This window comes from Alcaligenes sp. 1735tsa3 (assembly GCF_024134565.1).
Classification (GTDB): Bacteria; Pseudomonadota; Gammaproteobacteria; order Burkholderiales; family Burkholderiaceae_B; genus Alcaligenes; species Alcaligenes phenolicus.
In genome coordinates this window covers 4,177,479-4,197,819 of record NZ_CP099862.1, presented here as the reverse complement: position 1 = coordinate 4,197,819, position 20,341 = coordinate 4,177,479, and the positions used below count along the sequence as shown (strand labels likewise).

The following is a 20,341-nucleotide window of genomic DNA, read 5'->3' as shown; positions in this document are numbered from 1 at the left end:
GAGTCTGCCATGGCTAAAGGCAAGTTTGAACGGACTAAACCGCACGTCAACGTCGGTACTATCGGTCACGTTGACCACGGTAAAACCACTCTGACCGCTGCAATCTGCACGGTTCTGTCCAAGGCATACGGCGGCGAAGCGCGCGATTACTCGCAGATCGACAACGCCCCTGAAGAAAAAGCACGTGGTATCACCATCAGCACGTCGCACGTTGAGTACGAAACGCCTAACCGTCACTACGCTCACGTTGACTGCCCCGGCCACGCTGACTACGTCAAGAACATGATTACCGGTGCTGCCCAGATGGACGGCGCTATTTTGGTTTGCTCGGCCGCTGACGGCCCAATGCCCCAGACTCGCGAGCACATCCTGCTGAGCCGTCAGGTTGGCGTTCCTTACATCATCGTGTTCCTGAACAAGGCCGACATGGTTGATGACGAAGAGCTGATCGAACTGGTTGAAATGGAAGTTCGTGAACTGTTGTCCAAGTACGACTTCCCTGGCGACGACACCCCGATCATCAAGGGTTCGGCCAAACTGGCTCTGGAAGGCGACGAAGGCCCACTGGGCAGCCAAGCCGTTCTGGCTCTGGCCGAAGCGCTGGACAGCTACATTCCTACGCCTGAGCGTGCCGTTGACGGTACCTTCTTGATGCCTGTTGAAGACGTGTTCTCGATCTCCGGCCGTGGTACGGTTGTGACCGGTCGTATTGAGCGCGGCATCATCAAAGTCGGCGAAGAAATCGAAATCGTGGGTATCAAAGACACGGTCAAGACCATTTGTACCGGCGTTGAAATGTTCCGCAAACTGCTGGACCAGGGCGAAGCTGGCGATAACGTCGGTCTGCTGCTGCGTGGTACCAAGCGTGAAGACGTGGAACGTGGTCAGGTTCTGGCCAAGCCCGGTTCGATCAAGCCACACACGGACTTCGACGCCGAGGTGTACATTCTGTCCAAAGAAGAAGGTGGTCGTCACACTCCTTTCTTCAAGGGCTACCGTCCTCAGTTCTACTTCCGTACAACTGACGTGACCGGCACCATCGAGCTGCCAGAAGACAAGGAAATGGTTCTGCCAGGCGACAACATTTCGATGAAAGTGTCTCTGATCGCTCCTATCGCCATGGAAGAAGGTCTGCGCTTCGCTATTCGCGAAGGCGGCCGTACCGTCGGCGCTGGCGTGGTTGCAAAAATCATCAAGTAAAAAAAGAGTAGTAATTTTGGGCGAAAGAGGTTAATATCCTCTTTTGCCTAAAAGCTAAACGTAGCAAAGTAGCGCGCTACGGTTTGTCAAGGTATAGGGGTATAGCTCAATTGGCAGAGCGTCGGTCTCCAAAACCGAAGGTTGAGGGTTCGATTCCTTCTGCCCCTGCCACCACAGTCACTCGCCACCACCTCGCGTGGCGTCACTCGTCGGAATATGTCGAATACCAACGTAGAAACCGTTAACCGAGGTTCCGAGCGCATCAAGCTGGGCCTAGCGGTCCTAGTCGTCGCCGCCGGTATTGTTGGCTATTCCGTTCTGGATGGCCAAAATTCACTGGTTCGCGCTGGGGTATTTGTTGCCAGCTTAATCGTCGCCGTATTGATCATCTGGTTTAGCGATACAGGCCGCCGCCTGGTCGCTTTTTCTCGTGATGCCTACACGGAAGTGCGTCGCGTTCACTGGCCATCCCGTAAAGAAGCAACGCAAATGACGGGTATCGTCTTTGTGTTTGTTGCCGTTATGGCCATCTTGTTGTGGCTGATTGACAAAGGGCTCGGCTGGATCATTTATGGCCTGTTGCTGGGCTGGAAATAAAGGGCACACATGAGCAAACGCTGGTATGTGGTTCACGTTTATTCCGGCATGGAAAAAAGCGTGCACAAGGCTCTGGTGGAGCGCATTGAACGCGCTGATCTCCAAGAAGCGTTTGGTCGCATTCTGGTTCCATCGGAAGAAGTCGTTGAAGTAAAGAACGGCAAGAAATCAATTACAGAGCGACGTATTTACCCTGGTTACGTTCTGGTCGAGATGGCCTTGACCGACGAAACCTGGCACTTGGTAAAAAGTACGCCGCGAGTCACCGGCTTTCTGGGCGGTTCCGGTAACCGTCCCGCTCCCATCTCCGAGCGCGAAGTGGAAAAAATCCTGTCGCAAATGGAAGAGGGCGTTGAGAAGCCACGGCACAAAGTGCTGTTCGAGGTTGGCGAACTGGTACGCGTCAAGGACGGTCCGTTTGCAGACTTTAACGGTAACGTCGAAGAAGTTAACTACGAGAAAAACAAGGTTCGTGTCACCGTTACTATTTTCGGTCGCGCCACCCCCGTTGAACTCGATTTCGATCAAGTCGAAAAGACCTGATTAATTACAACCCCCGGGAAGCCTGTCGCATCATGTGCCAGGCGTCATCACCCGCAAGGAGCTAAGCATGGCGAAGAAAATCGTCGGCTTTATCAAGCTGCAAGTCCCAGCTGGTAAGGCAAACCCATCCCCTCCAATCGGTCCAGCGCTGGGTCAGCGCGGTCTGAACATCATGGAATTCTGCAAGGCGTTCAACGCCCAGACACAGGGTCTGGAACCCGGTCTGCCAATTCCTGTGGTGATCACCGCTTTTGCTGACAAGAGCTTCACGTTCATCATGAAGACTCCTCCAGCAACCATCCTGATCAAAAAGGCTGCTGGTATCAAATCTGGTTCTGCACGTCCTAACGTGGATAAAGTCGGTACGCTGACCCGCGCTCAGGCTGAAGAAATCGCCAAGACCAAACAACCCGACCTGACCGCTGCCGATCTGGACGCCGCTGTGCGTACCATCGCTGGTAGCGCTCGCAGCATGGGCATCAACGTTGAAGGGGTGGTGTAAGTCATGGCTAAAGTAAGCAAACGCGCAGCCGCTATTGCTGCCAAGATCGACCGCAACAAGTTCTACCCTGTGGCCGAAGCTCTGGCCCTGGTGAAAGATACTGCCACTGCCAAGTTCGACGAATCCATCGATATCGCTGTTCAGCTGGGCATTGATCCTCGTAAGTCCGACCAACTGGTCCGTGGCTCCGTGGTTCTGCCTGCTGGTACCGGTAAAACCGTGCGTGTTGCCGTTTTCGCCCAAGGCGAAAAAGCCGACGCCGCTCGTGAAGCTGGTGCTGACATCGTTGGTCTGGACGACCTGGCTGAGCAAATCAAAGCCGGTCAGATGGACTTTGACGTTGTGATCGCTTCGCCTGACACCATGCGTGTTGTCGGTACCCTGGGTCAGGTTCTGGGTCCTCGCGGCCTGATGCCAAACCCCAAGGTTGGTACTGTGACTCCTGACGTTGCTACGGCTGTTAAGAACGCCAAGGCTGGTCAAGTTCAATACCGTACCGACAAGGCCGGTATCATTCACAGCACCATTGGTCGCGCTTCGTTCAACGTTGAACAGCTGCAGACCAACCTGGTTGCCCTGGTTGACGCCTTGAACAAGGCTCGTCCAGCCGCTGCCAAGGGTGTTTACCTGCGCAAGGTTGCCGTGTCCTCCACCATGGGTGGCGGTGCACGTGTTGAAATTGCATCTCTGACTGTTTAATCAACAGTTAGAAAAAAAGAACTTTGGGCTGTGATCCTGTTTACAGGGTCACTGCTGTCAAAGACCGTTGGAGCAGTTGGCTGACTTGTCATCTCACTGCTTAATCGGGGCAGAACGTCCCATCCAACGTAGACGGCGCCCGTGGAAGAATTCGTTATAGAACTCGTCCAGGTGCGCCGCATTCGGTTGATGTTGGGAAGCCTTCCCGACATCGTTTGAAGGAGTGTTCAACCGTGAGTCTCAATCGTGAAGAGAAAGCGGTAGTCATCGAAGAAGTCACTGCCGAACTGGCAAAGGCCCAATCGATCATTATCGCCGAGTACCGTGGTCTGGACGTCGCTTCTGCTACCGTATTGCGCAAAAAAGCGCGTGAGTCTGGCGTCTACCTGCGTGTGTTGAAAAACACCCTGGTTCGTCGTTCGTTGGCAGGTACCTCGTTTGACGGTATCTCCAGCCAGCTCGTGGGTCCTCTGATGTACGCCATCAGTGAAGATCCCGTTGCTGCGGCGAAAGTCGTTGCAGATTTTGCCAAGACCAATGACAAATTGGTCATCATGGGCGGTGCGCTGCCCAATAGCGTTCTGAATGCTGATGGTGTTAAGGCTCTGGCCACAATGCCCTCGCGCGAAGAATTGCTGGCGAAACTGCTGGGCACCATGCAAGCACCTATCGCTACTTTTGTGCGTACGCTTAACGAAGTTCCCACCAAGTTTGTTCGCGGCCTGGCGGCTGTGCGCGATCAGAAAGAAGCTGCGTAAGCAGTTTTCCTTCAGGAAACTTCGTCGTTGCGAACGACAACCAAACCTGGCATTTACCTAATATCTGGAGTTCTTAAAAATGGCTACTAAAGCTGAAATCCTTGACGCCATCGGCGCAATGTCCGTGCTCGAACTGTCCGAGCTGATCAAAGAAATGGAAGAAAAATTCGGTGTGTCGGCTGCTGCCGCCGCTGTTGCTGTTGCAGCTCCTGCTGCTGGTGGCGCTGCTGCTGCCGCTGAAGAGCAAACCGAATTCACCGTGTTCCTGGCTGACGTTGGCGCAAACAAAGTTAGCGTCATTAAAGTCGTGCGCGAAATCACCGGTCTGGGCCTGAAAGAAGCCAAAGACCTGGTTGACGGTGCTCCTAAGGCTGTTAAAGAAGGCTTGTCCAAAGCTGATGCTGAAGACGCTCAGAAGAAGCTGGAAGAAGCTGGCGCCAAGATCGAGCTCAAGTAAGAGTATCGATAGATGCCCGGGAATGCGTTTCAAGCCTTCCCGGGCTTTTGCGTTTCCAGAAAACCCATGATTTTTAATTAGTATTGTAGAAAGTCGGGTTTTTTAGAGTCGTAAACCAGGGCCGTGGTTGACGGTCCGTGTAACCCTTGAGTCGGAGTGCTCATGCCTTATTCGTACACCGAAAAAAAGCGCATACGCAAGAGCTTCGCCAAACGTGAAGACGTACAGCAGGTTCCTTACCTGTTGGCTACCCAGCTGCATTCTTTCAGAACCTTCTTGCAGAAGGACACGCTGCCTTCTCAGCGTAAGGTTGAAGGCTTGCAGGAAGCTTTCAGTTCCATATTTCCAATAGTAAGCCATAACCAAATGGCGCGGCTAGAGTTCGTGAGCTATACGCTCGGCGAGCCGGTGTTCGACGTCAAAGAGTGTCAACTTCGTGGTTTGACCTATGCTTCCCCCTTGCGGGCGAAGGTTCGTCTGGTCCTCATGGACCGCGAGGTGAGCAAGCCTACCGTCAAGGAAGTAAAAGAGCAAGAAGTCTACATGGGCGAAATGCCCCTGATGACTGATAACGGCTCTTTTGTGATCAACGGTACCGAACGAGTCATCGTTTCCCAGCTGCACCGTTCCCCCGGCGTGTTCTTTGAACACGACCGCGGTAAAACGCACAGCTCGGGCAAGTTGCTGTTCTCGGCTCGCGTGATTCCTTACCGTGGTTCCTGGCTGGACTTCGAGTTCGATCCCAAGGACATCCTGTTCTTCCGTATCGACCGTCGTCGCAAGATGCCTGTGACTATCTTGCTGAAGGCCATTGGCCTGACGCCAGAACAGATCCTGGCCCACTTCTTCGAGTTCGATCACATCGAACTGCACCAGGAAGGTGGCAAGCTGCAATTCGTTCCAGAACACTGGAAGGGCGAGGTTGCCCGTTTCGACATTACCGACCGCGACGGTCGTGTACTGGTTGAAAAGGACAAGCGTATCAATGCCAAGCATTTGCGCGACCTGCAAGCAGCCAAGATCGAATACATCTCCATCCCGGAAGATTTCCTTCTGGGTCGTGTGCTGGCCAAGAACATCATCAACGCCGAAACCGGCGAGGTGATTGCCAACGCCAACGACGAAATTACCGAATCCATTCTGGCCGAAATGCGCGCAGCCAATGTGCGTGATTTCGAGACTCTGTACGTCAACGAACTGGATCAGGGCGGCTTTATCTCCCTGACCCTGCGCACGGACGAAACAGCGGATTCCAATGCTGCCCGCATCGCGATCTATCGCATGATGCGTCCCGGCGAGCCACCAACCGAAGAAGCGGTTGAGGCTTTGTTCAACCGTCTGTTCTACAGCGAAGAGTCCTACGACTTGTCGCGCGTGGGTCGCATGAAGGTGAACAGCCGTCTGGGCCGTGGTGACAGCATCGAAGGTCCCATGACCCTGACCGACGAAGACATTCTAGACACCATTCAGGTGCTGGTGAATCTGCGTAACGGCCGCGGTCAGATCGATGATATCGATCACCTGGGTAACCGTCGTGTTCGTTGCGTGGGCGAATTGGCTGAAAACCAGTTCCGCGCCGGTCTGGTGCGTGTGGAACGTGCCGTCAAGGAACGTCTGGGCCAAGCCGAGACCGAAAACCTGATGCCGCACGATCTGATCAACTCCAAGCCCATCTCTGCGGCTGTCAAGGAGTTCTTCGGTTCCAGCCAGCTGTCGCAATTTATGGACCAAACCAACCCGCTGTCCGAGATCACGCACAAGCGTCGTGTTTCGGCACTGGGCCCTGGTGGTCTGACTCGTGAACGTGCGGGCTTTGAGGTGCGCGACGTGCACCCAACCCACTACGGTCGCGTGTGCCCGATTGAAACGCCTGAAGGTCCAAACATTGGTCTGATCAACTCCATGGCGCTGTACGCTCGTCTGAACGAGTACGGTTTCCTGGAAACGCCTTACCGCAAGATTGTTGACGGCAAGGTCAGTGAACAGATCGATTACCTGTCGGCTATTGAAGAAAGCAATTACGTCATCGCTCAGGCTAACGCCGAGTTGACCGAAGACGGTGCCTTTGCTGACGATCTGGTTGCCTGCCGAGAAGCTGGCGAAACCATGATGACTGCGCCAGAGAACATCCATTACATGGACGTGGCTCCTTCGCAGATCGTGTCTGTGGCTGCTTCGCTGATTCCGTTCCTGGAGCACGATGACGCCAACCGAGCACTGATGGGCGCCAACATGCAGCGTCAGGCAGTTCCGTGCCTGCGCCCTGAGAAGCCTTTGGTCGGTACCGGTATCGAACGTACTGTTGCTGTTGACTCGGGTACCACCGTACAGGCCCGTCGTGGCGGTGTGGTTGTAGACGTTGACGCACAGCGCGTGGTTATTCGCGTGCACGATGACGAGAACGTGGCTGGCGAGGTTGGTGTAGATATCTACAACATGACCAAGTACACCCGTTCCAACCAGAACACCAACATCAACCAGCGTCCTATCGTCAAACGTGGCGATATCGTGGCTCGTGGTGACGTGCTGGCTGACGGCGCATCGACTGACCTGGGCGAATTGGCTCTGGGTCAGAACATGCTGATCGCCTTCATGCCCTGGAACGGCTACAACTTCGAGGACTCGATTCTGATCTCCGAGAAGGTCGTGGCTGACGATCGCTACACGTCGGTTCACATCGAAGAGTTGACGGTTGTTGCCCGTGACACGAAGCTGGGACCTGAGGATATCACCCGCGATATCAGCAACCTGTCCGAAATTCAGCTGAACCGTCTGGACGATTCCGGCATTGTGTACATCGGCGCCGAAGTGCGTGCCGACGACGTGCTGGTCGGTAAAGTGACACCCAAGGGTGAAACCCAGCTGACGCCGGAAGAAAAGCTGCTGCGCGCCATTTTTGGTGAAAAAGCCTCTGACGTTAAAGACACCTCCCTGCGCGTGCCTTCGGGCATGGTCGGTACGGTGATCGACGTTCAAGTCTTTACCCGTGAAGGTATCGAGCGTGACAAGCGTGCTCAGTCCATCATTGATGATGAACTGCGTCGCTACCGTCAGGACCTGAACGACCAGCTGCAAATCGTTGAAGACGACGCCTTTGACCGTGCCTTGAAGTTCCTGGTCGGCAAAACCGTCAACGGTGGTCCACGCAAACTGCCCAAGGGCACCGAGCTGACTGCTGATTACCTGAACGATCTGGATCGCTGGCAGTGGTTCGACATCCGTCTGGCAGACGAGCAACACGCACTGGTGCTGGAGCACACCAAGGAATCCTTGGAGCAAAAGCGTCACCAGTTCGACTTGGCTTTTGAAGAAAAGCGCAAGAAGCTCACTCAAGGCGACGAGCTGCCTCCTGGCGTGCTGAAGATGGTCAAGGTTTACCTGGCTGTTAAGCGTCGTCTGCAGCCTGGTGACAAGATGGCTGGCCGTCACGGTAACAAGGGTGTGGTTTCCCGCATCGTTCCCGTGGAAGACATGCCGCACATGGCTGACGGTACCCCTGTGGACATCGTTCTGAACCCGCTGGGCGTGCCTTCGCGTATGAACGTGGGTCAGGTTCTGGAAGTTCACCTGGGTTGGGCTGCCAAAGGTATTGGCCACCGCATCAACGACATGATGCAAGAAGAAAAGAACGTGCAGGTTTCCGAACTGCGCGCGTTCCTGGACAAGGTCTACAACACTGCCGGCAAGAAGACTCGCATCAACGAGTTGACTGACGACGAAGTGATGAACATGGCCACCAACTTGCAGAAAGGTCTGCCATTGGCTACGCCAGTGTTCGACGGTGCAACCGAGCAGGAAATCGACCAGATGTTGCGTCTGGCCTACCCTGACGACATCGCCGAGAAACTGCAGCTGGCACCACACCGCACGCAGGTTCGCCTGTTTGACGGTCGTACCGGCGAAGCCTTTGAGCGTATGGTCACCGTAGGCTACATGCACTACCTGAAGCTGCATCACCTGGTCGATGACAAGATGCACGCTCGTTCGACAGGTCCGTACTCCCTGGTTACTCAGCAGCCGCTGGGTGGTAAGGCGCAGTTCGGTGGTCAGCGTTTCGGGGAGATGGAAGTCTGGGCGCTGGAAGCGTATGGCGCCGCCTACACCCTGCAGGAAATGCTCACGGTTAAATCCGACGACATCGCCGGCCGTACCAAGGTCTACGAGAATATTGTCAAGGGTGACCACGTGATCGACGCCGGTATGCCGGAGTCCTTTAACGTTCTGGTCAAGGAAATCCGTTCCTTGTCCCTGGACATGGATTTGGAGCGTAAATAATGAAAGCGCTACTCGATCTCTTTAAACAAGTCACTCAGGACGAGCAGTTCGATGCCATCAAGATCGGCATCGCCTCGCCCGAGAAAATCCGGTCCTGGTCTTTCGGTGAAGTCCGCAAGCCAGAGACCATCAACTATCGCACGTTCAAACCCGAGCGCGATGGTCTGTTCTGCGCCAAGATTTTTGGTCCCATCAAGGACTACGAATGTCTGTGCGGCAAGTACAAGCGCCTGAAGCACCGTGGCGTCATCTGCGAGAAGTGTGGCGTTGAAGTCACCGTCTCCAAGGTGCGTCGCGAGCGCATGGGTCACATTGAACTGGCCTGCCCGGTTGCTCACATCTGGTTCCTGAAGAGCCTGCCATCCCGTCTGGGCATGGTGCTGGACATGACCCTGCGTGACATCGAGCGCGTGCTGTACTTTGAAGCATGGTGCGTCATCGAACCTGGCATGACCCCGCTCAAGCGCGGTCAGATCATGTCCGATGACGATTTCCTGGCCAAGACCGAAGAATACGGTGACGACTTCCACGCCCTGATGGGCGCGGAAGCGGTGCGCGAACTGCTGCGTACGATCGACATCGATCGCGAAGTCGAGCGCCTGCGTGCCGAACTGAAAGCCACCGGCTCGGATGCCAAGATCAAGAAGATCTCCAAGCGTCTGAAAGTGCTGGAAGGCTTCCAGAAATCCGGCATCAAGCCAGACTGGATGATCATGGAAGTGCTGCCCGTGCTGCCACCGGACCTGCGTCCGCTGGTACCGCTGGACGGCGGCCGCTTTGCCACTTCCGACCTGAACGATCTGTACCGCCGCGTTATCAACCGTAATAACCGTTTGAAGCGTCTGCTGGAACTGAAGGCACCGGACATCATCTTGCGCAACGAAAAACGTATGCTGCAAGAGTCCGTGGACTCCTTGCTGGATAACGGTCGTCGCGGTAAAGCCATGACCGGCGCCAACAAGCGTCAACTGAAGTCCCTGGCCGACATGATCAAGGGCAAGAGCGGTCGTTTCCGTCAGAACCTGCTGGGCAAGCGCGTGGACTACTCCGGTCGTTCCGTGATTGTGGTGGGTCCTCAGTTGAAGCTGCACCAGTGCGGTCTGCCCAAGCTGATGGCGCTGGAGCTGTTCAAGCCTTTCATCTTCAACCGTCTGGAATTGATGGGTCTGGCTACGACCATCAAGGCAGCCAAGAAGTTGGTGGAAAGCCAGGAACCGGTGGTGTGGGACATCCTCGAAGAGGTGATCCGCGAGCATCCCGTGATGCTGAACCGTGCGCCTACGCTGCACCGTTTGGGTATTCAGGCTTTTGAACCGGTCCTGATCGAAGGTAAAGCGATTCAGCTGCACCCCCTGGTGTGTGCCGCCTTTAACGCTGACTTTGACGGTGACCAGATGGCCGTTCACGTGCCGCTGTCGCTGGAAGCCCAGCTGGAAGCGCGCACTTTGATGCTGGCCTCCAACAACGTGCTGTTCCCCGCCAACGGCGAACCATCCATCGTTCCTTCCCAGGATATCGTGTTGGGTCTGTACTATGCGACCCGCGAACTGGTAAACGGCAAGGGCGAAGGCTTGTTCATGGCCGACGTGGCTGAAGTTCAGCGCGCCTACGACAACAAGGAAGTCGAGCTGCAAACTCGTCTGACCGTCCGTATCGAAGAATTCGAGAAGGGCGAAGACGGTGAGTGGGTCAAGACCATCAAGCGTTACGAAACGACTGCTGGCCGTGCCTTGCTGTCCGAAATTCTGCCCAAGGGCATGCCTTTCACCGCACTGAACCGTGCGTTGAAGAAGAAAGAAATTTCGCGTCTGATCAACCAGTCCTTCCGTCGCTGCGGCCTGCGTGCCACCGTGATTTTTGCCGACAAGTTGATGCAGTCCGGTTTCCGTCTGGCAACTCGTGGTGGTATTTCCATCGCCATGAATGACATGGTTGTGCCTGTCGTCAAGGAAAGTATCCTGGCTCAGGCTAGCAACGAAGTTAAAGAAATTGACAAGCAGTACTCCTCGGGTCTGGTGACCGCTCAGGAACGCTACAACAACGTAGTGGACATCTGGGGCAAAGCCGGTGACCGCGTGGGTAAGGCCATGATGGAGCAACTGGCTTCCGAGCCAGTGACCAACCGTTTTGGTGAAGAAGTACGTCAAGAGTCCTTCAACTCCATCTACATGATGGCGGACTCCGGTGCTCGTGGTTCGGCTGCACAGATTCGTCAGCTGGCTGGTATGCGTGGTCTGATGGCCAAGCCTGATGGCTCCATTATTGAAACGCCTATTACCGCGAACTTCCGTGAAGGTCTGAACGTACTGCAGTACTTTATTTCGACTCACGGTGCTCGTAAGGGTCTGGCCGATACGGCCTTGAAGACAGCTAACTCCGGTTACCTGACTCGTCGTCTGGTCGACGTGACTCAAGATCTGGTCATTACCGAAGACGATTGCGGTACCAAGGGCGGCTACACCATGAAAGCCATCCTGGATGGTGGTGAGGTTATCGAGCCCCTGCGCGATCTGATTCTGGGCCGTGTGGCCTCGACTGACATCGTCAACCCTGACAATCAGGAACTGGTTATCCCCGCCGGCACCTTGCTGAACGAGGACCTGGTCGACCTGATCGACAACCTGGGTATTGATGAAGTCAAGATCCGCACTCCGCTGACTTGCGAAACCCGTCACGGCTTGTGCGCAAGCTGCTACGGTCGCGATCTGGGCCGCGGTATGCTGGTTAACCGTGGTGAAGCCATCGGTGTTATCGCTGCTCAGTCCATCGGTGAACCGGGTACTCAGCTGACCATGCGTACGTTCCACATTGGTGGTGCGGCTTCGCGTGCAGCGCTGGCAAGCTCGGTGGAAACCAAGACGGCTGGTACGGTCGGTTTTGAAATTGGTCTGCGCTATGTGACCAACGCCAAGGGCGAACGCGTTGCGATCTCCCGTTCCGGTGAAATCGTCATTTTTGACGACAACCGTCGTGAACGTGAACGCCACAAAGTGCCTTACGGTGCCACCATTACGGTGGGCGATGGTGAAGCCATCAAGGCTGGCCAGCGTCTGGCAAGCTGGGATCCGCTGACCCGTCCTATCGTGTCCGAGTACACCGGTACCGTTCGCTTCGAGAACATCGAAGAAGGCGTGACCGTGGCTCGTCAGGTGGACGAAGTGACCGGTCTGTCGACTCTGGTTGTGATTACTCCCAAGACACGTGGTGGCAAGATCACCATGCGTCCTCAGATCAAGCTGCTGAACGAGCAAGGTCAGGAGATCAAGATCGCTGGTACCGATCACATGGTCAATATCTCCTTCCCGGTGGGCGCGCTGATTACCGTTCGCGACGGTCAGCAAGTGTCCGTGGGTGAGATTCTGGCGCGTATTCCTCAGGAATCGCAAAAGACTCGAGACATTACCGGTGGTCTGCCACGTGTGGCCGAACTGTTCGAAGCTCGTTCGCCCAAGGACGCCGGCCTGCTGGCCGAAGTTACGGGTACGGTTTCCTTCGGTAAGGACACCAAGGGCAAACAGCGTCTGGTCATTACCGACCTGGACGGCGTCAGCCACGAGTTCCTGATTCCGAAGGAAAAACAGGTTCTGGCTCACGACGGTCAAGTGGTGAACAAGGGCGAGATGATTGTGGACGGCCCAGCCGATCCGCACGACATCCTGCGCTTGAAGGGTATCGAGAAGCTGGCCAACTACATTGTTAACGAAGTGCAGGACGTTTACCGTCTGCAGGGTGTGAAGATCAACGACAAGCACATTGAAGTGATTGTTCGTCAGATGCTGCGCCGCGTGAACATTGTGGATGCCGGTGATACCAACTTCATCACGGGTGAACAGGTTGAACGCTCCGAATTGCTGAACGAGAACGATCGCGTTCTGGCCGAAAACGGTATTCCAGCTACGTACGAAAACGTGCTGCTGGGTATTACCAAGGCCTCGCTGTCGACCGACTCCTTCATCTCGGCGGCTTCCTTCCAGGAAACCACCCGCGTGTTGACCGAAGCGGCCATCATGGGCAAAACCGACGATCTGCGTGGTCTGAAAGAAAACGTGATCGTGGGTCGTCTGATTCCTGCTGGTACCGGTATGGCCTTCCATTCCGCCCGCAAGGAAAAAGAAGCCTTTGAAGTGGCAGAGCGCAAAGCAGCCCGTGAACTGGAAAACCCGTTTGCATCGGCTCCTGAGCCTTCGGAAGATCCGGTCTTTGTGTCCGGTGCCTCCGAGCCCGAGCAGCAACCTGCAGCCCCAGAGGGCGATCAGGAATAAGCAAGACTTAGTGGTTCCCCACCCTGCTTATCCAGGGTGGGCCGCTACCTTCAGGTAGTCGGTTAAAACCAGATAGTTCGAGCTAAAAAAAATCCCCACATGGCCAGGCCACGTGGGGATTTTTTATGGCCGTCTGGCGGCTACAAGCGGATGCGCTTAGCTACCCAGCTTGATTTCGCCAGTCATGATGCTCCAGTGACCTGGGAAGGAGCAGAAGAATGCGTAGTCTTCGCCTTCTTTCAGCTTGGAGACGTCAAAGGTTACGGAGGTGCTTTCGCCACCGCCAACCACGTCAGTGTGAGCGATCACGCGTTCGTCACCGGCTTTAACGTAGTTGTTGTCCAGACCGGCTTTCATGCCATCGGTAGCAACAGCGCTTTCATCGGCTTTCTTCGAGATAACGACGTTGTGGCCCATGGCTGCTTTAGGCAGCTTGCCAGTGTGTTTCAGGTTGATTGTGAATTCCTTGCATGTCTTGTCAACAACGATGCTCTTGGTGTTGAACTGCATGGAGTCATTGCCTTCGATGGTAACGTCGCAAGCAGCAAAAGCAGGCACGCTGGCCAATCCAAGAACGGCTGTGAAAGCGATTTTGGCAAACATTCTAGTAACTCCTTGAAAACTGACAAAAAAAGGAACGGGACACGGGGGGTGTTGTTCCGGTCTTACAGCATAGACTGTAGCGCACTCAAGGTGCTTAACAAAACAAAGACCCGGACTATTTTACCGGCTTATATCGCCGCGTCCGAGACCGTAAATGATTTGTTTTCCCATCGTTTGATGTGGCTCTAACAGCCTCACTCTATCACCTTCAGGTAGCTTGACGGCGGTGCAGATCAGGTTTCACTTTTCGGGATGTTTAGTTTGTGACCAAGTGTTGAGCCACGTTGAAGAGGGCGGCAGCGGCAATCAGGCACAACAGCAGGCCACAGAGTTGTTCGATACGTGGCAAGTGCTTTTGTATACGCTGCTGCCAAAGCGGGTGCCCGATCAGAACGGTGATGAACAAGTCCCAGAGCAGAACAATTAAAAACATCCACAGACCCAGCAAGATGTGCAGGCCGGTGCCAGCGCGGCTGCTGGCCAGTACGGAGGCCAGGCTGGCGTAAAACAAGGCGTTCTTGGGATTCAGCAGCCCCGAGAGCAGACCAAGCAGAGCGTGATGCCACCAGCCACCTGTAGAGGCTTCAGAGGCCTTGATCCTTTGCCCAGCAGTGTGGTGGGCTACCTGCAGGAACGTCACGCCCAAGTACAGTAAATACAGTCCTCCAGCGCCCTGTAGCAGCACAAAGAGAGGGCTGCCAGTGCTTATCCGGGCAAAGCCCGTTAGTGCCAGGCTGATGTACAGGCCATTGGCCAGGGCGACACCGGCACACGCTCCGCTTGCGACCCAGCGTCCATGGGCCAGGGTGCTGCGGGCGATCAGGAAAAAATCGGGGCCGGGGGAAAGCAGGGCCAGGAAATGGGTGCTGGCGATCAGCAAGAACAAGGACACGGCGGTACGTCCAGGAGCAAAACTGCAGTGTGACCAGAAGCGTGGGTGCCGTATTGAATAAAAGTGCGCGCGCTTTAACTGCGGTACTGGCCCGGAGTGACACCGGTGTAGTGCTTGAAGACACGCTGAAAATGACTTTGGTCGGCAAAGCCCAGGCGATAGGCAATATCAGCCAGCTCGTCACCTTGGCGCAGGGCGTTTCGGGCCAGATTGATACGTTGGTTCAATTGCCAGCGCTGTGGAGTCAGGCCGGTATGGCGACGAAAGGCGCGAATCAGCTGGTAGCGGCTAAAACCGGTTTCCTGGGCCAGTTCGTGCAGGGGGATAGTGGCTAATTGGCCTTCAACCCAGCGATCCAGGGTTTTCTGCAAGATGGGGCTAGGTGGGGGAGCGGGTGCCAAAGGCTGGGATTGGGCTGAGCCGTGGTGCAGCAAAAAGTCGATCAGGGCTGCTTCTTTACTCAGTAGAGGAGCGGCTGAAAACAAGAGCGAGTTCAAGTCACAGTAGGCTGCATAAAGCAGCGGCTCGTGACTAACGCGGATGGGCTCCTGGGCTTGAAGTCTGAACTCTGTACTTTCCTGCCAAAGCTGCTCCAGCCACCCTGCATCCAGATGCAGCATCTGATAGCTCCAGGACTGATCTGGCAAAGGATTGCAGGCATGGCTGCGGTGCGCAGGGACAAAGACCAGAGAGCCTGGTGCAAGCTGGACCGGGCCGCCGGGTGCGCCCGTAAAGACGCTGCCACCGCCATCAACGGCGCCAATCGAGTAGGTGGGGTGGCTGTGTTCCTGATAGCAGATCCGGCTGTTGCAAGCACGTCGGCTTTCTACATAGGGCAGGGCGGCATCGCGCCAGAATTCAGTCTTCATCAGAGATAGTAATCGTGGCCAGGGAGACGATAAAGGTACAGCCTTGCTCACGCGTGCTGTCCAGGACAATATCCCCGCCGTGTTTGTTGATCACGGTTTTCACAAAGGCCAAACCTAGTCCGCTACCCGAAGGTGCACCTTCGGTATTTTCGTGGGCTCGATGATAAGGCTCAAAAATCGTCGCCTGATTTTCTGCCGGAATTCCCCAGCCCTGATCTTTGACGAATACCTGAACGCTGTTGTTGCCCAGCATAAGGTCTATATCAATCTGGTTGCCATCCGGTCCGTACTTGATGGCGTTTTGAATCAGGTTGGTAAAGGCGCGGCGCAGCATGGGCGCATTGCCGTTCACCCAGACCAGCTCCGAGTCGTTCAAGTTCAGGCTGATAGAGCGCTTGCTGGCGCTGGCCCAAGCGTCATCCAGACAGTCTGCCAGCAGATCAAACAGGTTCAGCGGGCTCAGTACCATTTCCATGGCTTCGGCCCGTGCCAGACTGATGAAGTTGTCCACCAGTTCCAGCGTTTGTTCGGCATAGCCTTCCATCTTGTGCAGAAACTGATCTGGCGGCAGCTTGCTATCATCCTGACGTTGCAAGCTCGTTAGTGCCAGGATGGAGTTCTGGGGCGCCCGCATATCATGCGAAATGAAGCGTAAGGTCTCTTCACGCTTGGTCTGGGTCTGGCGCAATAAATTGATGGATTTGTGTAGCTGGGTCAGACGATGAGGCAGGTTACGTGTACTTAAGCCCGATAGGCGCTCGTTCAAAGCAGTTCTTACATCGGGGTATTCCAGCTGCAGCTTGTTCAGTTCTTCGGTCACCTGATTCAGGGCAGCCTCCTGACTGCGCCAGTGCCATAGCGGGTAGGCCAACAGAACAGTGATCAGGCTGGCTAGTGGCGGAATCCACAGATTGAAGCCATGCATGGCGATCCAGTTCACCAGCAGGATCGCAAAGACCAGCCCGATCAGGCTCAGCAAGGTGGCGCGTGGCGACAGATAGATCAGAACCTGACATGCCAGCAGGACTGGCAGGCAGCTGGCCAGCGCAATGAACCAGGCTGGTGGGGTGCGTACCCAATGATTGCTGCGTACGGCTTGCAAGGTATTGGCCAGGATCTCAACGCCCGACATGCTGCTCATGCCGGCTTTGGACAAAGGGGTAGGAAAGGTATCGCCCAGTCCACTGCCCCAGGCTCCCACCAGCACATACTTGTCCTTGAAGAAAGAGGGCGGAATATCGCCGTTCAGGACATTGAAGTAAGGCACGGTCCGAAAGTGACCGCTGCGGCCCAGAAAGGGAATGTGGGGAATGTCTTTCTGACTGGAGTCCAGAGCTTGCAGGGCCAGATCCACATCTCCGCCTGTCATCAACATGGCAATCGTGAAGTGCGGCAGCACACGGCCCAAGGGGGTCGTCTGCTGCAGGGCGACACGGCGCACTACCCCATCTGAATCAGGTTCGATATTGATGTAGCCCGACGCCTTGGCTGCTTGGCTGAGCACGGGAATGGCGGTATGCACGGCCTGCCGCTGAGTGTCATAGATCATTGGCAGCACAACGCGTCCGTGATGATGTATGGCCTCTGATAGAGCCAGGTCATCATCGGGGTAAGCCGGGTTGGGCTCCTGAAAAACCAGATCGATGCCGACAGCACGAGCCTGTTCAAGACGGCCTAGCAGTTGGGCATGGTTGATGCGTCGCCAGGGCCAAAAGCCCAGGTTGGCGATGCTGTAGTCGTCGATGGCGACAATGACAATATCCGGGGGCGCAGCCTGTGGAAGAGCGGCTGCCATGGTGAAGTCGTAAATCAGGTTGTTCAGCTTGCCCAGCGCGAAGTCGTCACGCAGGGAGCTGAACAATAAGGTCAGCAGCATCAGCAAGCCCGAAACCAGATGCCACTCTTTCCGAATCCGGTCAGAGAGTAGCTTGTTGTTTCTGGGGGCTGGGCTGCTCATGCCGTACGCCGTTTAGCTACTCGAACTGAGAGAGCAGGATTGGATCGCCAAAATTGCTGACCACGGCTTGGCCATCCGAGCTGGTCAGGCTGGCTGCGCCTTCAAAGCTTTCGATTGTGTCCGGGCCCATTAGACCATGGCGGTCAATGGCACGAACGGTAACGTAGTACGTGCCGGGACGCGAGGCACCGAACTGAATATCCGTATCTGTCGTAATGTTACGCGACAGCAGCTTGGCACCTTGCGGGTCGGTAGAGGTCTGGACCAGATAGGCCTGGGCACCGGGCACGGCCTGAATCGTGCTGTTCCATTGGCCACCGCGACGCTCGGGCGTGGAGATCTGCGGAGCGGGCAACAAAGGCTCCAGCGCCATGATATTGCCATCTGTGCCTACAGCGGCCCCTTGATTCTGCTTCAGGGCGGTGGGGGTGCTGCGTTGCTGGGTTCCCAATTCTGCGCGGCCTTCCAGCACTTCGCTGTGAGCCATGCCTTGTTGAGTACGCACACGCAATTCGGTGCCACGTACACCGGTAATGCTGACAGGGGTGCGGACTTCAAAGCGACCTACGCCGGTTTTTTCCGGGGAAACGCGTGATTCCACGTCGCCATCGTCCAGAGCGATGATCGAGTCGGTCAGGCCGGTGCCTTCAAAGGCACGCATGCGAGCCACGCTCAAGGATGCCTGTGCGGGTACGCTCAGTTGGCTGCCGTCTTGCAACTCCAACGTAAGGTAGCCATTGCTGCCTGTGCGGATCAGGTCACCTTCTTGCAAATGAGTCGTTCCTGCACCCAGTGCTTGACCGTTCACAAGAATTTGGCCGGTCTGGTGAGTGATACGGGCGGGGGCGGGCACTTCCGGAATCATGCGAAATGGGATGTGCAGTTCTTTGCCAATAGGCAGACGGTAGGGATCGGCCACCGCGTTCAGACGCTGAATTTCGGACCAGTTGCGGTCCTGGCGGGTGTAGGTCTGGGAGATGCCCAGCAAGGTGTCACCGGCCAGCACTTTATAGACAAAATTTTCGCCGCGGGCGCCAGAAGGTTGGGCTGACACGACGCCACCCCAAATCAGGCCGCAAACGAGAGGCGCGGCGATACGCAAAGTAATCATAGAAATCAGCTAGGGTCGGTCAAAAGTTCAAGGCGATAGCCCAGGGCGTAAGACGCCGTCAGGCGTACCCCGTTTTCGGGTCGCAACTGGAGTTTACGGCGTATGTTGGACAGGTGAGTGTCCAGCGTACGGGAGGTGGCCGGAATTTCCCGGTTCCAGACCGCGGAGCTTAAAACATCACGCGAGAACAGGCGGCCGGGGTTGCGAAACAGCAAAAGGGCCAATTCAAATTCTTTGGGCGCCAGAGTAACGGTTTCACCGTTCAGCACAATATGGCCTTGTTCAGGAAAGATATCGTAGCCTGCAAACGAAAAGCGGCTGTCCTGAGTGGCCGAGGTGCTCAGATCCAGACGGCGCACAGCGGCATTGACGCGCGCAACCAGCTCTCCCTTGCGTACGGGCTTATTAATATAGTCGTCGGCTCCGGCCTGCAAACCCGTGACCAGATCCTCTTCCTGGGTACGGCTGGTCAGGAATATGACGGGCAGGGCATGGCCCAGTGTGGTGCGAACCCAACGCAACACATCCAGGCCGCTGACGTCCGGCAGTTCCCAGTCCAGTAGCAATAAACCGAAATTATGTGGCTTGGCCAGAGCGGCCAGCAGGTCCTTTCCTTGATGAAAGGAGCGACATTCATAGCCAGCCTCGGTCAGGATCCGGGCAATCAGTTCAGCCTGGACGAGGTCGTCTTCCAGGGAAGCGATGATCATGGGTATTGTCCTTGTCGCAGAAGTGCAATAGCCCTGCAGTATAACGATATGTAGATAGCGAGTGACCAAGTGCTTCCATGCGTGTGCCGTGACAACGGGAAACTGCCGGATTGGTGTCCAAATCGTTGACCTATAAGGGTTTACTGTGGTAAATTTTAGAGCTTACTTTAAGGATCCTTTGCCGGTACACCTTGCAGTAATTTGATGGCAGCCCTGAATTTAGGGGCTGCGGGCACTTTTTTAGTGCTTGAAATCAAGCCCAAGCCATGTGCAAGACCGCTCTTTTTCGTGTTTTATGGGGAGTGGTATTGCGCAATGCCGCTTCCGGTCCAGGGTTTCAACACCCGCCAACTGGACGGCGTTTTTCAAAACATATACGTCAACCAGTACGTAAAGTACGTTATAGGATACGTAAAGGTCATGCCAACCATTAGCCAGCTCGTGCGTAAACCGCGCGAAGTCAGCCGCGTTAGCAGCAAGAGCCCTGCGCTCGAGAACTGCCCACAACGCCGCGGTGTTTGCACCCGTGTATACACCACGACCCCCAAGAAGCCTAACTCCGCTCTGCGTAAAGTCGCCAAAGTGCGTCTGACCAACGGCTTCGAAGTCATTTCTTACATCGGTGGTGAAGGCCACAACCTGCAAGAGCACTCGGTCGTTCTCGTCCGTGGTGGTCGTGTTAAAGACTTGCCAGGTGTGCGTTACCACATTGTTCGCGGTGCTCTTGACCTGCAAGGCGTCAAGGATCGTAAACAAGCCCGCTCCAAGTACGGCGCCAAGCGTCCCAAGTAATCCATGTATCCATCGATCAGTTCACTGATCTGGATCCGTGCAACCGTGGCCTGAGTGCCATGGTAGGTAAGTGGTCATTTGTCATGAATGACCGAGACCGCGAAAAGCGGTTCA

Annotated in this window: 16 protein-coding genes and 1 tRNA gene; 11 read left to right on the top strand and 6 right to left on the bottom strand. The window is 55.5% G+C overall.

Annotated elements, in window-relative coordinates; genetic code table 11:
• Positions 1–9 precede the first annotated feature (9 nt).
• The 10 genes from tuf (at position 10) to rpoC (ending at position 13,293) form a co-directional block, all read left to right on the top strand.
• Complete coding sequence (gene tuf / locus NIZ92_RS19295) at positions 10–1,200, top strand: elongation factor Tu (RefSeq protein ID WP_009462422.1); 1,191 nt, start codon at positions 10–12, stop codon at positions 1,198–1,200.
• A gap of 95 nt (positions 1,201–1,295) precedes the next feature.
• Positions 1,296–1,371 (top strand) — tRNA-Trp (locus NIZ92_RS19290).
• 45 nt (positions 1,372–1,416) lie between these two features.
• Positions 1,417–1,797 carry a preprotein translocase subunit SecE gene (gene secE, locus NIZ92_RS19285; RefSeq protein ID WP_009464327.1) on the top strand — a complete coding sequence of 127 codons (381 nt, stop codon included), beginning with the start codon at positions 1,417–1,419 and terminating at the stop codon, positions 1,795–1,797.
• Between the two features lie 9 nt (positions 1,798–1,806).
• Positions 1,807–2,340: a transcription termination/antitermination protein NusG gene (gene nusG / locus NIZ92_RS19280; RefSeq protein ID WP_009464325.1), complete on the top strand. Its 534-nt coding sequence runs from the start codon at positions 1,807–1,809 to the stop codon at positions 2,338–2,340.
• Between the two features lie 67 nt (positions 2,341–2,407).
• Positions 2,408–2,842 carry a 50S ribosomal protein L11 gene (rplK, locus tag NIZ92_RS19275; protein WP_009464323.1) on the top strand — a complete coding sequence of 145 codons (435 nt, stop codon included), beginning with the start codon at positions 2,408–2,410 and terminating at the stop codon, positions 2,840–2,842.
• Positions 2,843–2,845: 3 nt separating this feature from the next.
• Positions 2,846–3,541, top strand: a complete 696-nt coding sequence (gene rplA, locus NIZ92_RS19270; RefSeq protein ID WP_026484874.1) for a 50S ribosomal protein L1 — start codon at positions 2,846–2,848, stop codon at positions 3,539–3,541.
• Between the two features lie 233 nt (positions 3,542–3,774).
• A complete protein-coding gene (rplJ, locus tag NIZ92_RS19265; protein WP_009464320.1) occupies positions 3,775–4,299 on the top strand; it encodes a 50S ribosomal protein L10 in 525 nt (174 codons plus the stop codon).
• Between the two features lie 79 nt (positions 4,300–4,378).
• The gene (gene rplL, locus NIZ92_RS19260; protein WP_003800851.1) at positions 4,379–4,756 is read left to right on the top strand and encodes a 50S ribosomal protein L7/L12; all 378 of its coding nucleotides are present in this window, start codon (positions 4,379–4,381) and stop codon (positions 4,754–4,756) included.
• 162 nt (positions 4,757–4,918) lie between these two features.
• Positions 4,919–9,031 carry a DNA-directed RNA polymerase subunit beta gene (gene rpoB / locus NIZ92_RS19255; RefSeq protein WP_022983337.1) on the top strand — a complete coding sequence of 1,371 codons (4,113 nt, stop codon included), beginning with the start codon at positions 4,919–4,921 and terminating at the stop codon, positions 9,029–9,031.
• Positions 9,031–13,293: a DNA-directed RNA polymerase subunit beta' gene (gene rpoC / locus NIZ92_RS19250; RefSeq protein WP_035269553.1), complete on the top strand. Its 4,263-nt coding sequence runs from the start codon at positions 9,031–9,033 to the stop codon at positions 13,291–13,293. Before rpoB ends, rpoC begins: the two co-directional genes overlap by 1 nt.
• Before the next feature lie 156 nt (positions 13,294–13,449).
• Here rpoC and azu read toward each other — a convergent pair whose 3' ends face one another.
• The 6 genes from azu to NIZ92_RS19220 all read right to left on the bottom strand — a co-directional run bounded on the left by azu (position 13,450) and on the right by NIZ92_RS19220 (position 19,435).
• Positions 13,450–13,896 carry an azurin gene (azu, locus tag NIZ92_RS19245; RefSeq protein ID WP_035269554.1) on the bottom strand — a complete coding sequence of 149 codons (447 nt, stop codon included), beginning with the start codon at positions 13,894–13,896 and terminating at the stop codon, positions 13,450–13,452.
• Positions 13,897–14,152: 256 nt separating this feature from the next.
• Complete coding sequence (locus NIZ92_RS19240; RefSeq protein WP_035269556.1) at positions 14,153–14,788, bottom strand: LysE family translocator; 636 nt, start codon at positions 14,786–14,788, stop codon at positions 14,153–14,155.
• A gap of 74 nt (positions 14,789–14,862) precedes the next feature.
• On the bottom strand, positions 14,863–15,657 hold the full coding sequence (locus NIZ92_RS19235; protein WP_035269558.1) for an AraC family transcriptional regulator: 795 nt from the start codon (positions 15,655–15,657) through the stop codon (positions 14,863–14,865).
• On the bottom strand, positions 15,647–17,614 hold the full coding sequence (locus NIZ92_RS19230; protein ID WP_254002464.1) for a CHASE2 and HATPase_c domain-containing protein: 1,968 nt from the start codon (positions 17,612–17,614) through the stop codon (positions 15,647–15,649). Before NIZ92_RS19230 ends, NIZ92_RS19235 begins: the two co-directional genes overlap by 11 nt.
• 16 nt (positions 17,615–17,630) lie before the next feature.
• A complete protein-coding gene (locus tag NIZ92_RS19225; RefSeq protein ID WP_035269560.1) occupies positions 17,631–18,725 on the bottom strand; it encodes a FecR domain-containing protein in 1,095 nt (364 codons plus the stop codon).
• A 5-nt stretch (positions 18,726–18,730) separates the two neighbouring features.
• The gene (locus NIZ92_RS19220; protein ID WP_009464199.1) at positions 18,731–19,435 is read right to left on the bottom strand and encodes a response regulator transcription factor; all 705 of its coding nucleotides are present in this window, start codon (positions 19,433–19,435) and stop codon (positions 18,731–18,733) included.
• Between the two features lie 420 nt (positions 19,436–19,855).
• Here NIZ92_RS19220 and rpsL point away from each other — a divergent pair, with 420 nt between their 5' ends.
• A complete protein-coding gene (gene rpsL / locus NIZ92_RS19215; protein ID WP_003800872.1) occupies positions 19,856–20,227 on the top strand; it encodes a 30S ribosomal protein S12 in 372 nt (123 codons plus the stop codon).
• Positions 20,228–20,341 lie beyond the last annotated feature (114 nt).

Excerpts from the sequence above, each read along its gene's own strand:
- tuf (WP_009462422.1), top strand. The coding sequence starts at position 10 with ATGGCTAAAGGCAAGTTTGAACGGACTAAACCGCACGTCAACGTCGGT.
- secE (WP_009464327.1), top strand. The coding sequence starts at position 1,417 with ATGTCGAATACCAACGTAGAAACCGTTAACCGAGGTTCCGAGCGCATC.
- nusG (WP_009464325.1), top strand. The coding sequence starts at position 1,807 with ATGAGCAAACGCTGGTATGTGGTTCACGTTTATTCCGGCATGGAAAAA.
- rplK (WP_009464323.1), top strand. The coding sequence starts at position 2,408 with ATGGCGAAGAAAATCGTCGGCTTTATCAAGCTGCAAGTCCCAGCTGGT.
- rplA (WP_026484874.1), top strand. The coding sequence starts at position 2,846 with ATGGCTAAAGTAAGCAAACGCGCAGCCGCTATTGCTGCCAAGATCGAC.
- rplL (WP_003800851.1), top strand. The coding sequence starts at position 4,379 with ATGGCTACTAAAGCTGAAATCCTTGACGCCATCGGCGCAATGTCCGTG.
- rpoB (WP_022983337.1), top strand. The coding sequence starts at position 4,919 with ATGCCTTATTCGTACACCGAAAAAAAGCGCATACGCAAGAGCTTCGCC.
- rpoC (WP_035269553.1), top strand. The coding sequence starts at position 9,031 with ATGAAAGCGCTACTCGATCTCTTTAAACAAGTCACTCAGGACGAGCAG.
- azu (WP_035269554.1), bottom strand. The coding sequence starts at position 13,896 with ATGTTTGCCAAAATCGCTTTCACAGCCGTTCTTGGATTGGCCAGCGTG.
- NIZ92_RS19235 (WP_035269558.1), bottom strand. The coding sequence starts at position 15,657 with ATGAAGACTGAATTCTGGCGCGATGCCGCCCTGCCCTATGTAGAAAGC.
- NIZ92_RS19230 (WP_254002464.1), bottom strand. The coding sequence starts at position 17,614 with ATGAGCAGCCCAGCCCCCAGAAACAACAAGCTACTCTCTGACCGGATT.
- NIZ92_RS19225 (WP_035269560.1), bottom strand. The coding sequence starts at position 18,725 with ATGATTACTTTGCGTATCGCCGCGCCTCTCGTTTGCGGCCTGATTTGG.
- NIZ92_RS19220 (WP_009464199.1), bottom strand. The coding sequence starts at position 19,435 with ATGATCATCGCTTCCCTGGAAGACGACCTCGTCCAGGCTGAACTGATT.
- rpsL (WP_003800872.1), top strand. The coding sequence starts at position 19,856 with ATGCCAACCATTAGCCAGCTCGTGCGTAAACCGCGCGAAGTCAGCCGC.